Origin of the sequence: Streptomyces sp. NPDC000404 (genome assembly GCF_040300365.1) — a bacterium.
Lineage (GTDB): Bacteria > Actinomycetota > Actinomycetes > Streptomycetales > Streptomycetaceae > Streptomyces > Streptomyces ramulosus.
The window spans coordinates 116,888-131,986 of record NZ_JBEPDN010000007.1 but is presented as its reverse complement, the minus strand read 5'-3'; the positions used below and the strand labels follow the sequence as shown (position 1 = coordinate 131,986).

Below are 15,099 nucleotides of genomic sequence, written 5' to 3'. Positions count from 1 at the left end.
CGTGCCGTGACGGCAGCCGGGGGCGGCGGGGCGCGCTCCTACAGGCGCAGCACCGAGATCCGGGCGAGGAGTATGCCGTGCGGGGGCGGCGGGATCGGCCACAGGGCGTGCGGGAGCCGGGCGAGCGCGGTGGCCGCGCCTCCGTCCGCGGTCCGGCGGGCGAGGGCCGCTCCGAGCGTGACGAGGGCGACCGCGCCGAGCACCGCCAGACAGACGGCTCCCGGATCGGCCCCGCCGAGCGGCAGCGGCGCGTGCGCGCGGGGCGCGGCGCCGTCCTCCGGCGCGGTCGCGGAGGCGGTGCCCATGGGCATGTCCGCCGCGGACCCGCCGCCCCGCATCGCCGTCCCGGAGGCCGTGTCCATGGCTCGGTCCGCCGCCGTGGCTCCGCCGTCCCGTACCGCGGTCCCGGAGGCCGTTGTCCCGGAGGCCGTCCCCCCGGGCAGGTCCGCGGACGCGTGGGCGGGAGACATCCGGGCGGCGGCCATCGGCTCCGGCCCGCCGCCGTGGTGCGCCGAGGCGGCCATGGCGGACTCCCCGGCGGCGGGGTGGTCGGCGCAGTGGCCGAGGCTGTGCATGGCGACGATGCCGAAGAGCAGCGCGGCGAAGAGCAGCAGCCGGCCGCACAGGGCGGTACCGCTCCGCTGCCCGGCCACTTCGCGACCTCCCGTACGTCCGCCGACCCGTCGCCCCGGATCGTACCGGGAGGGGGTATACGGACGGCGTAACGGGGCGCGGCGCGGGGCGGATACCGCCGGTGACCTGGGACGGAGCGGACGCGGCCCGTCGCCGGGTGCACCCGGCGAGGGACCCGCGCGGCGGTGCGGGCCGCACGCCCGCCCGGCGCCCCGCGGCCACGCGCCCCCCGCCGTCGGCCGGATCGGCCCGGCGCCCCGCGGCGGAGCAGGCGCACGGCCCGCCCCGCCGCGGGGCACCGCCGGCGTCAGGCCGGCACCGGACGCGGCTCCGGTGCGCCGAGCCGTCCCGTACGGGCCAGGGCCGCGACGGCGGCGGCGCAGCCCAGGCCCGTCGCGGTCAGCGCGGCCCAGGTCAGCCACAGGGCGTGGTGGCGGGCCGCCCAGTCCCAGAGGGCGCCGGTGGCGAGGTTGCCCAGGGTGATGCCGAGCCCGGAGACGGTGTTGTAGAGGCCGTAGTGGGTGGCGACCAGGCGGTTGCCGGACAGCGAGACGACGGTCTCCATCTCGAACGGGTAGACCACCGCACCCGCCGCCGCCAGCAGCACCACCGCCGCCACCAGCGCGGCGAGCACCGCGACGGCCGCGTCGCCCGCGACCGCCAGCGGCAGGAACGCCGCGCCCATCAGCGCCAGCCCGCGCACCAGCGCACCCTGCGGACTCCACCGCTTCCTGGCCCAGCCGGTCAGCCGCAGCTGCCCGCAGACCGCCACCGCCGCGGAGATCACGAAGAGCCCGCTGGTGGCCTTCGTCCCCGCCGATCCCAGGGCGCTGTCGGCGGCCAGCGGCAGCGCCAGATAGACCTGGAAGGTCAGCACGTACGAACCGATCATGGCCAGCGAGAACAGCAGGAACGGGCGGTTGGCCGCGACCTGCCGCCACTGCCGCAGCACGCCCTTTGGCGCCCCGCCCGCATCGGCGTCGTCACCGCGGCGCTGCGGCAGCGCCCGCCACTGGAGCGCCGTCAGCACCGCGAACACCGCGGCCGCCACCGTGCACACCAGCCGGAAGTCCACCGCCAGCAGCGCCAGTCCGACGAGCGGGCCGAGCAGCATGCCGCCCTGGTAGCAGACGTTGAAGGCGGCGAAGCCCTCCACCCGCCGCTCCCCGGTCTCGGCCGCGAGGTACGCGCGGACGGCCGGGTTGAACAGCGCCCCGGCGAACCCGGTCGCCGCCGAGGCGATGACCAGCGCGGGCAGCGCGTCCACCCAGCCCAGCAGGGCGAACCCGCCGGTCCGCAGCAGGCACCCGGCCATGATCGGCACCTTGTAGCCGAAGCGGTCGGCGAGGGTGCCGCCGATGAGGAACATCCCCTGCTGGGAGAGGTTGCGCACGCCCAGCACCAGCCCCACCGCCCAGGCGGCGAGGCCCAGTTCGCCGGAGAGGTGCGCGGCGAGGTAGGGCATCAGCATGTAGAACGCGAGGTTGATCGCGAACTGATTGACCATCAGCAGCTGGGCGCTCGGCGGGAACGACCGGATGGTCCGCAGCAGCGTCGTCACGGCGCCACCACCGCGGCGTGCGGGGCGGCGCCGGCCGGTACGGCGCTCCGGCCCAGCGGATCGGTCACGGTGGTGCAGCGGGTCCAGGAGGTGACGATGCGCTCGGTGGTGTCGGCGATCTCCTGCGGTGCGCTCGGCGGCGCGGTGGTCAGCAGCCCGTGCTCACGGCAGTACGCGTCCGAGAAGACGGTGCCGGTGTAGCGCTGCGGACCGTCCGGGAAGATCGCCGCGATCCGCGACTCCGCGGGCATGGTCGCCGCCAGCCATCGCGCCGTCAGGGCGACCGCCCCCACGCTCCAGCCGCCGGTCGCGTAGTGGCAGCGGGCCAGCCGGCGCGCCGCCCACACCGCCTCCGGGGCGGCCACCCAGTGGACCTCGTCGAAGAGGTCGTAGGCGACGTTCCCCGGATGGATGCTGCTGCCGAGGCCGCGCATCAGCCGGGGCGCGGCCGGCTGCCCGAAGATCGTGGAGCCGGTGGTGTCCACCCCGACGATCCGCAGCCGGGGGAAGAACTCCCGCAGGACGGAACCGACCCCGGCGGAGTGGCCGCCGGTGCCGACGCTGACCACCAGCGCGTCGATCCGGCCCAGTTGGGTGACGAGTTCATGGGCGAGCGGGCGGTACGCGGAGACGTTGTCGGGGTTGTGGTACTGATCCGGGCACCAGGCGCCGGGGCCGGCGGCCAGCAGCTCGGCGACCCGCTCGCGGCGGGCCTGCTGCCAGCCGCCGACCGGATGCGGCGCGTCCACCAGATGGACCTCGGCGCCGTACGCGGTCAGCAGCTCGCGCATCATCGGCTCCATGCCCGGGTCGGTCACCACCCGTACGGGGTGCCCGTAGGTGATCCCGGCCAGGGCGAGCCCGAGGCCCAGGGTGCCGGAGGTGGACTCCACGATCGGGGCGCCGCCGCGCAGTTCGCCGCGGCGGCGGGCCTCGCCGACCATGTGCAGGGCGGTGCGGTCCTTGATCCCGCCCGGGTTCGCGCCCTCCAGCTTCGCCCAGAAGCCGTGCCCCGGGCCGGTGAACGGCTCGCCCACCCAGATCAGCGGGGTGTTGCCGACCAGCCCCGCGGGGGTGCGGGCCGACGGCGCGGAGACGGTCGGCAGCGCGGCGGGCGGGCAGGGGGACGTCATGGCACTGACGGTGTGCATCGTCGTTCTCTTTTCGACGGCCGGCCGGCGCGGCGCACGGCCGCACACGGCCGGAGAGAAGGGTGGCCTGCGCGTCGTCGTCGCCCGGCGCGCGCGGAGGACCGCACGCCCGGCCGACACGGGCCCCTTCTAGATCCGCCACACTCCCAGCACGGACCGCTCCCGCGGCGGGGGCGCACGGGTGCCCGCGGTCGCCGGGACCGGCCGGCCCGCCGGCACCGCCACGGACGGCAGCACGCCCGGCTCGGCCGGGACGCCGTCGGGGAAGGCCAGGGACTGCTCGGGCTGGAGCCGCGGGGGCACGTCGGCCCCGGGGCAGTGCTCCGTCTCGGATCCGGGGGAGCGGTGCACGGTGTCGGCCGCGGGCGCCACGGCGTCCACGGCCCACCGGGCGGACACGGTGAGGGAGTCCACCCGCGCCCCCGCCTCCGGCGCCGGGCCGTGGGCGCAGCCGAGCAGATGGACGAGGGCGGCGAGCACCACGAACAGACCGGCCACGGGCCACCGCCCGGGCCGCCGCACGGCGCGTAACACCCCAGAGATCACGTCGCTCAACGTACCTGATCCCTTACATAAGGTATTCGTCAAGATGAGGGCCGAAATGGTCGCCGGATCTCGCGGTCCCAGGCGGCGACCGGTGCGGCCGCACGGTGACGCGGGCCGGTAGCGGGCGGGAAGAACATGCGAACGAGAGGCGGACGGCGCACGGTCCGCAGGCGGTTCCGCGCCGCCCGGCATGCCGCCGGCCTGCGGCTTTTCCCCGGTACGGAAGACGGGAGCGGATGCCGTGCCCGGGCGGCGCCGCCGCGGCCCAGCGCCCCCGCGCCGAGCGGCGACGCCATGGATTCGGGCCAGTGCGAACAGGTTCGAACACGGCCGGGAATCGCCCCTTCCGCCTCGGGTCTCACCCGCCCGGCCGGGCCCGGATGCCGTACGGGCCCGGCGCGGGCAGGTTGGGGGCGGACGGCGGAGAGGTGAGGCATGACGGGCGAGGGCGGCGGCGGCGCGACGCGCGCGGCGGGCTCCGGCGGCGGCGCGGCCGCACGGCTGCTGGCCCGGCTGGCCGTGCTGGCGGCGCTCGGCGTCGTCGCCCTGCTGTTCCTCGCGCTGGGCGAGGGCGGCCTGGCGGTCATCGTCTCCGGGCTCGCCGGCTTGTGCCTCTGCGCCGTCGGCGTGTGGTGGTTCGTCGCGTACCGGGGCGTGGTGCGGCTGCTGGGGGCGTGCGTCGCCTTCGCCGCGCCCGCCGCCGTCCTGGCGTTCTTCACCCTCGCCGGATTGTGGCTCACCGCGCTGAGCCTGCTGGTGTGCTGGGCCGCGGCGCTGACCTGCGCACAGTTGGCGCTGCGGCTGGCGGACCGCAGACGGCCGCGCCGCCCGGCCCCCGCGCCCCGGGCGCGCCGCCCGGTGCTGATCATGAACCCGCGATCCGGCGGCGGCAAGGTCGGCCGCTTCGGACTCGCCGCCCGCGCCGAGGAGTTGGGCGCCCGCGTCATCCTGCTCGACCCCGATGCCCCGGCCGATGCCGCCGCGCTGGCCCGTGGGGCGGTCGCGGACGGCGCGGACCTGCTCGGCGTGGCGGGCGGCGACGGCACCCAGGCGCTGGTCGCGGCGGTCGCCGCCGCCCACGACCTGCCGTTCGTGGTGATCCCCGCCGGCACCCGCAACCACTTCGCCCTGGACCTCGGCCTCGACCGCACCGACCCGGTCCGCTGCCTCGACGCCCTCACCGACGGCGAGGACCTCCGCATCGACCTCGGCGATGTCGCGGGCCGCGCCTTCGTCAACACCGTCTCGTTCGGCGTCTACGCGGACGTCGTCCAACGCCCCGAATACCGCAACGCCAAGGCGGGCACCGCCCTCACCCTCATGCCCGACCTCCTCACCGGCGCCCGCGGCCCCCGCCTCGACGGCCACCTCGAACCCCCGGCGTACGCAGCGGACTCCGAGCCCGCCACCCTCACCTCCCAACAGGCCCTGCTGATCAGCAACAACCCGTACGCCTCCCCCGACGACCTCGGCGCCGCGGGCCGCCGCCCGCACCTCGACACCGGCACGCTCGGCGTCCTCGGCATCCGCGTGGCGGGCGCCGCCGGCGCCGCCGAACTGGCCGTGCTCGGCGAGCGGTCCACCGCCCTGACCGTCCTGACCGCCCACCGCGTCACGGTCACCGCCCCCGCCGCCGACCTCCCCGTCGCCGTCGACGGCGAGGCCCTCCGCATGCCCACCCCGGTCGTCTGCACCGTCCGCCCGCGCGCCCTGCGCGTCCGCGTCCCCCGCAACCGCCCGGGAGCCGTCGCCCCGAGCCCGCCCATGGACTGGCGCCGGGTGGCACGGCTGGCTCGGGGACGGGGCGGGTGAGCGGAGAAAAGATGCTTCCCGGTGATGAGGGTCACTTTTACGGGCGCATTCCGGCGTTCTGGAGAACACCCTCGTCCCAGGCGTACCACCGGTAGCTGCGAAGGTCACGCCATTCGGCATGGATCCGGAATAACTCGGCAAAGTTTTGAATGGTGAATGGTAAGGTCAACCCATGCCTTCTTACTCGCCTGACCAGCGAGTATCAGTTTGCGATCCTGTCGCGTTGGCTTGGGGGAAAATATGCTCAGAAGCGATATGTCTATTCTTGGCCTTTCGGGTTGCGAGAGCGATGTCTACCGCTATTTCTTGCGCAACCCCGGAGCTTCCCGAACAGAATTCGATGAGACCTCGTTGATATCCCGTGAAGAAGCGGAATCAGCGGTGGACCGACTGTGCGTGCTCGGCATACTGAGCACTGCTGGAGGGGGAAGGTACTTCGCCCTGGAACCGGAAGCGGCCGTCGACCGGCTCGCCGACATCCGCCTGCAAGAGCTGCACCAGGAACTCCACGGCATCACCCAGTCCCGCCGCCTGGTCGGCGAACTCCGCGCCGAGCAGGGCCCGGCCGGCCTGGCGGCGCAGGGCGTCGAGCGGCTGCGTGACGTGTCCGACATACGGAACCGCATCGACAGCCTGGCGTTCTTCGTCCGGCGGGAAATTCTGTCCGTGGAGCCGTACACCGCGCTCTCCGCCGAGAACATCGCCCACGCCCACCCGCTCGACCTGCGGGCGCTGCGCCGCGGCGTGCGTATCCGCAACGTCGTGCGGCGGGAGGCGCTGCACCACCCGCCGACGCTGGCCTATTTGAAGGGATTGGCGGAGCAGGGCGCGCAGATCCGGGTCACGGACCGCCGGGAGACCCGCATTCTCCTCTACGACGGCAACATCGCCCTGATTCCCGCGGATATCGCGGATGCATCGGGCGGCGCGCTCCTGGTGCAGGAGCGCGGGCTGCTCGCACTCGTCCAGGGTCATTTCGAGAAGATCTGGGACGGCGCCGAGCCGCTGACCGATCCGGACCGGCCCGCGCCGGGCGTCTGCCCGACCGACGGCGAAAAGCGGGTCCTGCAGTTGATGTGCCAGGTCAGCAAGGACGAGATCGGCGCCCGGAACCTGGGCGTCTCGGTGCGGACGTACCGCAGGCACATCGCCGATCTGCTGACGTCGCTCGGCGCCGCCAACCGGGCCCACGCCGCGCTGATCGCGCGCGAGCGGGGCTGGATCTGAGCCCGGGCCGCCGGTGAGGGGCCCGGACCTCTCACCGGCGGCCCGCGCTCTCCTCCAGGAGACGGACACCGAGCGCGTCCGTCTCCTCCGGGGAGCCGCCGAGCCGGTGGACCACCACCCACTCCCCGGTGCCGGCGAGCGCCCCGGCGAAGACGGAGGCGTCCCGCGTCGCACCGTTGTGCCAGCGCAGCCGGCCCGCGGTCTGCCAGGTCGGCGCGGGTTCGCCGAGCCGCCGCTCCACCAGCAGCCCGGTGACCAGGGCGGCGAGGGCGCGGGGCGTCGCCCACATCCCGCCCGCGGGCAGAATCGCCCCGCCCATGCTCCACGGCGCGCGCTCCCGCCCGAAGCGTCCCACCGCCCGCAGCGCCGGCCCGGCGGGCGGCACCGCCGTCACCTCGTCGGCCACCCCCAGGGGCGCCAGCACATGGGTGCGCACCACCTCCGGGTACGGCTGCCGGGCGGCCGCCGAGAGCGCCGCCCCGAGCACCGCGTACCCGAAGTTGGAGTACTCCTCCTCCTGCCCGGCGGGGCGCACCGCGGCCTTGCCGAGCCGCCCGAGCAACTGGGTGAGCGCCTGCGGGGTGAAGGACACGTACGGATCCCGGCGGGGCCCCGAGAGCCCCGGGGGAAGCCGCGGCAGACCGGACGTGTGCTCCATCAGGTGCCGCAGCGTGATGCCGCAGGGCTCCGCCTTCGGAAGCCGGCGCTCCACCGGGTCGTCCAGCTCCAACAGCCCCGCCGCGGCCATCCGGACCAGCGCCGTACCGGTGAGCACCTTGGTCAGCGAGCCCAACTCGACCAGCGTGTCCGGGGCGTGGCCGTGCTCCACCCGGGGCTCCTGCCCCGGGCGCAGGACGCACAGCGGTACCCGGCGGGCGGGCCAGAGGCTCATCGCCCGCACCACCCCTCCAGCAGCGCCTCGCGCTCCGCCGGCTTGAGGGCGGCGCAACCGCCGGCGGACCGCCACCACTCCGTGAGCAGGGACGGGCTCGCCTCACCCGCCACGAAGCGGTCCAGCAGGGCGTGGGAGAGCGCCACCTCGCGTTCCGTGTACGCCGGGGACGCGGCGGTGGGAACGTGGTGCTCGCTTACGCCGCCGTCGTGCGTGAGGCAGACGGTCATCAGCGGCGGTGTCTCGAAATCGCCGAAGCCGGTCATCGCGGCGGCCAGGCCGATGGCCGTGCTCAGACCGCGCCGGAACGCCGAGCGGGCAGGGGCGTTCGGTACGGTGACCTGCTGGATCTGCGCCCAGGACAGGGCCGTGCCCGAGGCTCCGACCACCTCCGGGCCCTCGTCCGTCAGCCGGATGCCTTCCGCTTCCTCGCCGGGGGCGGCGCCGAGCCAGCAGCCCGCGCCGTCGATCCAGAAGAGACCGACCATCGAGCCGTCGCCTTCCGGCTGCTCAGACGGACCGGGGGGAGGGACGGCCGGCCTGCTCGTGTCTGCCACTGATCGACCCCATCTTCTCGTCGTACGTCGTCACCACAGTGTTCACTCCACCGTCCGCCGTGACCGGCCCAACCGCCGCTTTCGGCCAGCCGGTTCGGTTCCGTAGCGCCCGCCCGGCCCGTCCGCCCGCGCGGCGGGCGTGGCGCAGCAGGTTCTCGATCCCGCCGCTGAGGAAGATCAGGTCGCAGGCCACCATGGTCAGCGCGAAGCCGGTGAGGCCCATGAACAGGGCGATGGAGACGTGCAGTCCGATGGAGCCGAGCGCCGCCCAGGGACGCAGCCGCGGCACCAGGATGCCGACCGGGAAGTACACCATGAACAGGGTGGCGGCATAGGTGCCGACGATGACCAGCAGATCGTTCTCGTACAACAGCCGTGAGACGCCGGGCCATTCGAACTCCGGGATGCGCAGGACGTAGAAGAGCGCCGTCCCGTCCTGCCACATCTTGCCCTGCACCTTGTACAGACCGCTGACGAGGTAGACCAGGCAGATCTGGACACCGATCGCCGCGACACCCAGGTTGTGCAGCGCCGGCGACACCGCGCGGACCACGTCCGGAACGCGCGCGGACCAGCGCCGCAGGAGACCGGGCGAGAGGGAGAACCGGTCGTAGCAGCGGGTCAGCAGCAGCATGGGCAGCACGATCCAGGCCAGGTTGTCGCCGCCGTCGAGGATCAGCGGCTGGCGCTGGTAGACCGACCAGAGGAGCACCCAGTGCAGGGCGAGCACGGGCCGGCCGCCGACCCCCAGGGTGACCGCCAGCGCGGTGAGCATCCCGAGATGGAAGAGAAGGTCGAACCACGCGCCGGACGTGCTCAGCGCGTAGAGGCTGAACGTCCCGTTCTCGTGCAGCCCCTCGATGAAGTCCCGCCACGGGTAGACGGAGTCGGGGCCGAACAGATAGCTCCGCTCGCCGTACTGGCTCGCGTAGAACATGAAACCGACGAATCCGAGCAGGGCCCGGGTGCCGGAGACGCCGGTCACGGCGGCCGGTGACGCGGTCAGCCGGTCCAGCCCCGCGACAAGTGAACTCAGCTTCTGCCTCACCGCAGTTCACTCACCTTCCACCACTCCAGATCCTCCGCCTGAACGCTTTCCTTCGCCTTCGCCACGGGATCGTGCCGCTTCGACCACGGGCGGAGTTCGTGTATGTAGACGCGCACCTGGATCTTCTCCGGCTTTCCCCCGCAGGCGTCCGGCAGCTGCGTGAGCGAATAGCGGGAAAGGAGACGGACGGTGTCCTTGTGGCTGCGCTCCTCGAACGGCATGGGCGGCAGTACGGGCTTCTTCTTCTCCGATTCCTGCTGACGTATCCGGTTCAGGACCGGGTCGGTGTTGTTCAGGGACTGGAGTCCGCTGGAGACGATCCGGGACATACGTGAGGGGAAGAACCGGTCGCGCTGTGTGCGCTCGATATAGGGATTGGTGACGTCGTAGAAGGGGGTGCTCCTGCCGTCGGCGCAGGCGGCCCGGGCGAGAATTCCACGGTCGTCGGCGAGCGGGTCCGGAGCGAACAGCATCCAGTCCTGGGAGAGATAGGGGCTGAGGGCCTCGTTGACCTTGTCGGCATACCGGATCTTGGCCGGGCTCAGCGGTGCCTGGGAAAAGGCGGCCAGAAAGAAGTAGACGCCCAGGAGGGCAGCGCCGGCCAGCAGCACTGCCCTCCTGGCCACAGGGTGACCCGTCACTTGTCGAAGATCGATTCGACGGAGGAGACGTTGCCGGCGCCCGACTTGGCGGCGCTGCCCACGCTGGAGATCTTGGTCATGTTGCCCACGGCGTTACGGATGGCCTTGGTGCCGGCCGCCGCCTTGGCGTGGACGTACCCCTTCTCCGCAGCGCTCTTGGCAGCCTTGCCGACCTTGCTGGCAGCCTTCACCAGACCGCCGATCGCGGCCGGCGCGGGCTGCCCGGCCTTGACGGTGGCGGTCTGCTGCGTCACCGGCTTGACCGGCTCGACGGCCTGGGCCGACGCCTGCGTGGTGAGCACCATGGCGGTGGCGCCCAGGGCAAGGCCGGTTGCTGCAACAATCTTCTTCATGTTCTCTCCCCTTATTCGGTTTCCAGATCCCGGGTCACTGCCATCCGTTGACGTCCCGCCCCCTTCGCTCCGTGGCGGGACATACCGTCGAAACAGCCTGCGCCATCTTCGTAAAACCCCCGTTGAACATCTGTGACGGAAATTTGAATCGGCGCTCCAGCTTTACGGAAGGCGCCGAATCGCGCCTTCGTGATGCTGCCTCATGCCCTCGGTGAGGTCATGTGAATTCTCTGCAGTCATCTGTTTCGGCGGACCGTTCCCGGTGAAAAGAACAATGCCAGCCGCCGGGGTTCGAATTCCAGAGCGGACGGCGACAGCATGCTGAACCGGGGGATCAACTTCTTGTCACCGAGGTGCCAGAGAGCCCGGCGTACGGACACCGAACTCACGGCGCAGCGCGGAGCGCGCCGCCAGATACCCCGCCATTCCGTGCACCCCGGGGCCCGGCGGTGTGGACGCGGAACACAGGTACACACCGGGAATCGGGGTGCGGTACGGATCGAGGCGCGGAGTGGGGCGCAGCACACTCTGGACGAGCGTCATCGCGCCCGAACCGATGTCGCCGCCCACGTAGTTGGGGTTGTACCGCTCGTAATCCCGGGCGCTGATACCGCGTTGCATGAGAATGGTGTCGGTGAATCCGGGCGCATACCGTTCGATACGTGCCCGCACCCGCTCCAGCGGATCGGTGGGATCACCGTTCGGGACATGCGCGTAGGCCCACACCGGCCGTCTCCCGGGTCGCGCCCGTGAGGGATCGACGGCGGCCGGGTCGACGACGAGGACGAACGGTTCATCCGTGGCGACACCCCGTGACGTCAGCGTCTCCTGGCGCCACATCTGCGCCCGGGTGCCCCCGAGATGCACGGTCCCCGCCCTGCCGACGGCGGGGTTGGCCCACGGTATGGGCTCGCTCACCAGGAAATCGGCCTTGGCGGCGCCCGGCCCGTACCGGAAGCGGGCCAGGCTCCGGGCGTACCCCGCCGGCAGCCGCCCGCGCGCCAGACGGGCGAAGGCTCGCGGTCCGACGTCGAGCAACACGGCGCGGGGTGAGCCCAGTTCCCGCAGGTCGTCGATGCGCCGTCCGGTGTGGAGCACCCCGCCGTGCGCGCGGATGTCCGCGGCCAGCGCCTCGGCGATGCGGACGCTGCCACCGCGGACCAGCGGCCAGCCGCTGCCGTGGGCGAGGTGGCCGAGCAGCAGCGCCACCACCCCGGAGGCGAGGCTCGGCAGCCGCCCCACGGCGTGTGCCGCCACCCCGGTCAGCAGCGCGGCGGCCTCCTCGGTACGGAAGCCGCGCGCACCCGCCCGGCTGCCGTGCACGAGGGCGCGCCGGGCCAGCACCGACGCGGCTCGGCGGTCCCGCGGCAGGGCGCGCTGGTCGGACAGCACGAGGTCGACCACGCCGGCGCTGTGCTCCAGCAGCGGCCGCATCAGCCGCCGCCATGCGGCCCCGTCCGGGCCCAGCCCGGCACAGGTCTCCGCCAGGTCCCGGTGAGCCAGCGCGGCCCGCCCGTGGTCCAGCGGGTGGGCGTAGCCGATCTCCGGCTGCCGCAGCTCGACGCCGCGTGCGGCGAGGTCGAACGCGCGGAAGAACGGGGACGCCCCGGCCATCGGGTGGACGGCCGCACAGATGTCATGCGGCACGTCGTCGTCGAAGAGCGCCTTGGTGCGCAGCCCGCCGCCGATGTCCTCGTCCTGCTCGTACAGCGCGACCCGCAGCCCGGACCGCGCCATGGTCACCGCGGCGGCCAGCCCGTTGGGGCCGGTACCGACGATCGCCACATCCGGATCGTTCACCACGCGCCTCCCGGCCTCGGTCCTCATGCACCTCGTACCGAAACGATGCCAGCGCAGCGGGCGGCTCCGACGCGTCACCGCGTCAGCAAGCGGACGGCCCGGGTGCAGCATCGTGTCAGTTGTCCATGGGGCGTTGCCGCAGGTCCCACCGCGCCGCAAGGATGGCGGACCGACGGAACCGGAGAGCCGACGGCCGGCGTCGCCCCGCCGCGGCGGGCGGTCGCGCGGCGGCGTTGTCCCGCACCGGAGCGGGCGGACGAACGGGGTGTGGGGCCATGGCACGCAGATCTGTACGCAACGGCGGCGGCGCCCTGACGGCAGCCGTCGCGGTGCTTCTGGGCGCGACCGCCTGCTCCGCCTCCCAGCCCCAGCGGCAGTCCACACCTGACGAGTTGGCGTCCCGTGCCATGGAGCGCATCCGTACGGCCCCCTCCGTGCGGGTCAGGCTGGAGCGGACCGGCTCCGAGGCGATGCGCGTGGACCTGAGGGTGGACCGGGGCGGCAGCTGCACGGGCCGGATCATCTCCGCGGACGGCGCCGCCGACGTCATCAAGGTCCGGAAGGAGTTCTGGCTCAAACCCGACGAAGCGCTCTGGAAGGCGCAGTTCGGCGGCGGCAGCGCGGCCCCGCCCCCCTTCAAGGACCGCTATCTGCACGGCAGTACACGCGACGAGCAGCTGAGTGACACGGCGTCCTTGTGCGACCTGGCGGGCCTCCACCGGACTCTCGCCCGGGAGGTCGGCTCCGGCCCGTTCGCCGGGAGCGACCCCGTGGACGTGGACGGCCGGCAGGCGGAGACGGCCAGCGGCAAAGACAACGCCGTGCAGATCAGCATGGCGGGACGCGGCGAACCCATCAGAATCCTCCAGCACGGCGAAGGCACCGTCACCGCAACCTTCACGGACCGGGGAAAACCGGTCCACGCCACGGCCCCGCCCCCGGAACGGAGCGTCGATCTCGATCGACTGCGCTGAAGACAGCCCACTGCGGCCGCCCCGCCACCGCGGCGGGGCGGCCGCACACATTAAAGAAGCCCCGGGCCGGTGGCCTGGGGGAAACGTCCGTACGGGGCATCATCCGGCAGGCCGCTTGAGTCCACTGCTGAGCCGACTGCGAATCCGCTGCAAGCCACTGGGCCCCTGTCTTCACTCACCGAACCTGCGCCGCGGGTTCGGGAATGCGCCAGACGATGCGGACCTGTTCGTCGAGAGGGAGGACGGCCAGCCGGTATGCCTCCGGGGCCGATGGGCAAGGTCGATACCTCCGTGGCGCACTTCTGGGCCCAGCGAGAACGAGCCTCGGCTTCGTCGAGCAGGTATGGGAACTCAGCCATGCCCTTGAGAAGCGGGTGCCTTCTGGTGTGGCCGTACGGGAGGGCTCAGAGGTGCTGAGTGAATGCGGTCTCCAGGCGCTCGACGGCGTTGCCATGGGCGCTCAGATGCGGCTGCATCACCCAGACGTCCTCACGGAAGGGCTCGAACCCCAAGGACCGCCAGGTGCGCTGGACCACGGCCTTTTCCCGTGCCTCCCGTGCCATGTCCTCCCGTTCGCCGACAGGGATGTCGATCGGGTACGGATGTGTCGCCACGAGCGCCGCGTTGCCGGCCGTCCAGCGGAGCAGTCGGCCGATCAACAACCGGCCGACCCCGCCCAACCCGCGCCATGCCGGTGCGATCCGAACCCGGTCGATGATGACTACCTGGTCGCCGCTCATCAGGCCCTCCTCCAGATCGGGGTGCAGGCCGAGTTCCCCCGCCTCCTCGAAGAGCGGCATGAAGTGCGCATAGTCGGCGTCGCGCGCGTCCAGCGACACATAGATGCTTCCTACGCGCCACAGGTCCACTGTGAGACCGGACATCGAGAGGACCGTCAGTTCTTGGCCCTCGCTATGGGACGACTGAGCCAGCGATACGCCAGGGGCCAAGAGCCGTGCGTTGACGGCTTCGGTCTCCTCGTCGTCCGGCTCCCACAGGGGCAGGACGGCGCGGCAGTGCCATTCCAGGGTTGCGGGATCGTCGTGGGCATCGGATGCGACCCAGGAAGCGGACGAGTCGAAACGCAACTCCAGACGGTTCAGATACGTCAGGAGGTCCGCCCCGGAGGGTACGGCGTCGGTCATGAGGCCACACGCTAGCCACGCGGCCGGCCTTGGGCGGGTCGATTACCGAGGCAGGTGGCCATCCTCTCGGCAGGTGCTTCGGCGCAGGTGGGGCGAGATGGTGCGCCGCGTGTCCTCCGAGCTGGGCATTCCCGCGAGATGGGGCACGCGGAGGAGACGACAGTCCTCGACAGGTCCAGCCAACGAAGAAGGCCCGGGTCTTCGACCTGGGCCTCAACTATGGAGCGGGTGACGGGAATCGAACCCGCGCTCTGAGCTTGGGAAGCTCATGTTCTACCATTAAACTACACCCGCGAAATCGCCGGAATGTGCGGCGAGATAACTGCGGACACTGTACCTCATGGGCTGACCGGCGTGTGCGGAGCCCTCCGGCGGGTGGTGGGGAGCGGCTGCCCCGGTCGTGCGAAGCGGGTGTGGGGTGCGGGAGTTGGGGCGTACGGTGGGGTGGTTCCCCGGTCGGTGCGCGGGGTGGATTCATGGTCCTCGGCGGGGGCTTCCGGGTGGCGGAGTGCCGCTGGAGGAAGCGCCCGGTTGATCCCCTAATGTGGCTTTCGTTGTCCACGCAGTTGGGAGAGGACTTGATGGAGCGCACCGTCGTCCGTTGTGCCGAGGGGCACGTGTTCAGCACCGCTTCGTTCCCGATGCAGACCACCGACCGGCTGGGTCCCGGGCGGCTGCTGCGGTGCCCGCGCTGTGCGCGGCTGCGCAATGCGGTCCCGGTGGAGTACGCGAAGCGGTAGCCCGGCGGCCCGCCCGGCA

Annotated in this window: 15 protein-coding genes and 1 tRNA gene; 4 read left to right on the top strand and 12 right to left on the bottom strand. The window is 72.5% G+C overall.

Annotated elements, in window-relative coordinates:
- Nucleotides 1-38 precede the first annotated feature (38 nt).
- The 4 genes from ABT345_RS15145 to ABT345_RS15130 form a co-directional block, all read right to left on the bottom strand.
- A complete protein-coding gene (locus ABT345_RS15145) occupies nucleotides 39-653 on the bottom strand; it encodes a hypothetical protein (protein ID WP_345088852.1) in 615 nt (204 codons plus the stop codon).
- A 287-nt stretch (nucleotides 654-940) separates the two neighbouring features.
- The gene (locus ABT345_RS15140; RefSeq protein ID WP_345088849.1) at nucleotides 941-2,194 is read right to left on the bottom strand and encodes an MFS transporter; all 1,254 of its coding nucleotides are present in this window, start codon (nucleotides 2,192-2,194) and stop codon (nucleotides 941-943) included.
- A complete protein-coding gene (locus ABT345_RS15135) occupies nucleotides 2,191-3,345 on the bottom strand; it encodes a PLP-dependent cysteine synthase family protein (protein WP_386460225.1) in 1,155 nt (384 codons plus the stop codon). Before ABT345_RS15135 ends, ABT345_RS15140 begins: the two co-directional genes overlap by 4 nt.
- Before the next feature lie 129 nt (nucleotides 3,346-3,474).
- Nucleotides 3,475-3,843, bottom strand: coding sequence for a hypothetical protein (locus ABT345_RS15130; protein WP_345088846.1), 369 nt, complete (start codon nucleotides 3,841-3,843; stop codon nucleotides 3,475-3,477).
- Nucleotides 3,844-4,326: 483 nt separating this feature from the next.
- Between ABT345_RS15130 and ABT345_RS15125 the strand changes: the two genes are divergently transcribed.
- Nucleotides 4,327-5,703, top strand: coding sequence for a diacylglycerol/lipid kinase family protein (locus ABT345_RS15125; RefSeq protein ID WP_345088843.1), 1,377 nt, complete (start codon nucleotides 4,327-4,329; stop codon nucleotides 5,701-5,703).
- 240 nt (nucleotides 5,704-5,943) lie between these two features.
- Nucleotides 5,944-6,930: a helix-turn-helix transcriptional regulator gene (locus ABT345_RS15120; RefSeq protein ID WP_386460229.1), complete on the top strand. Its 987-nt coding sequence runs from the start codon at nucleotides 5,944-5,946 to the stop codon at nucleotides 6,928-6,930.
- A gap of 31 nt (nucleotides 6,931-6,961) precedes the next feature.
- On the opposite strand, the gene ABT345_RS15115 is transcribed toward ABT345_RS15120, so the two are convergent.
- From ABT345_RS15115 to ABT345_RS15090, 6 genes are all read right to left on the bottom strand, one after another.
- Nucleotides 6,962-7,822, bottom strand: coding sequence for a serine hydrolase domain-containing protein (locus tag ABT345_RS15115; protein ID WP_345088837.1), 861 nt, complete (start codon nucleotides 7,820-7,822; stop codon nucleotides 6,962-6,964).
- Complete coding sequence (locus tag ABT345_RS15110) at nucleotides 7,819-8,310, bottom strand: hypothetical protein (protein ID WP_345088834.1); 492 nt, start codon at nucleotides 8,308-8,310, stop codon at nucleotides 7,819-7,821. Before ABT345_RS15110 ends, ABT345_RS15115 begins: the two co-directional genes overlap by 4 nt.
- Before the next feature lie 22 nt (nucleotides 8,311-8,332).
- Nucleotides 8,333-9,427: an HTTM domain-containing protein gene (locus ABT345_RS15105; protein WP_345088831.1), complete on the bottom strand. Its 1,095-nt coding sequence runs from the start codon at nucleotides 9,425-9,427 to the stop codon at nucleotides 8,333-8,335.
- A complete protein-coding gene (locus ABT345_RS15100) occupies nucleotides 9,424-10,068 on the bottom strand; it encodes a DUF5819 family protein (RefSeq protein WP_345088828.1) in 645 nt (214 codons plus the stop codon). The genes ABT345_RS15105 and ABT345_RS15100 overlap by 4 nt, the downstream gene beginning before the upstream one ends.
- A complete protein-coding gene (locus ABT345_RS15095; RefSeq protein ID WP_345088825.1) occupies nucleotides 10,065-10,421 on the bottom strand; it encodes a hypothetical protein in 357 nt (118 codons plus the stop codon). The genes ABT345_RS15100 and ABT345_RS15095 overlap by 4 nt, the downstream gene beginning before the upstream one ends.
- Before the next feature lie 345 nt (nucleotides 10,422-10,766).
- The gene (locus ABT345_RS15090) at nucleotides 10,767-12,248 is read right to left on the bottom strand and encodes a phytoene desaturase family protein (RefSeq protein ID WP_386460233.1); all 1,482 of its coding nucleotides are present in this window, start codon (nucleotides 12,246-12,248) and stop codon (nucleotides 10,767-10,769) included.
- 248 nt (nucleotides 12,249-12,496) lie between these two features.
- On the opposite strand from ABT345_RS15090, the gene ABT345_RS15085 reads away from it, so the two are divergent.
- Nucleotides 12,497-13,195 carry a hypothetical protein gene (locus ABT345_RS15085; RefSeq protein ID WP_345088820.1) on the top strand — a complete coding sequence of 233 codons (699 nt, stop codon included), beginning with the start codon at nucleotides 12,497-12,499 and terminating at the stop codon, nucleotides 13,193-13,195.
- 404 nt (nucleotides 13,196-13,599) lie between these two features.
- Here the strand turns inward: ABT345_RS15085 and ABT345_RS15080 are convergent, their stop codons facing one another.
- Nucleotides 13,600-14,340 carry a hypothetical protein gene (locus tag ABT345_RS15080; protein WP_345088817.1) on the bottom strand — a complete coding sequence of 247 codons (741 nt, stop codon included), beginning with the start codon at nucleotides 14,338-14,340 and terminating at the stop codon, nucleotides 13,600-13,602.
- A gap of 220 nt (nucleotides 14,341-14,560) precedes the next feature.
- Nucleotides 14,561-14,634: transfer RNA gene (locus ABT345_RS15075), tRNA-Gly, on the bottom strand.
- Nucleotides 14,635-14,894: 260 nt separating this feature from the next.
- Between ABT345_RS15075 and ABT345_RS15070 the strand changes: the two genes are divergently transcribed.
- Nucleotides 14,895-15,080 carry a hypothetical protein gene (locus ABT345_RS15070; protein ID WP_345089704.1) on the top strand — a complete coding sequence of 62 codons (186 nt, stop codon included), beginning with the start codon at nucleotides 14,895-14,897 and terminating at the stop codon, nucleotides 15,078-15,080.
- The last annotated feature ends 19 nt before the right edge of the window (nucleotides 15,081-15,099 follow it).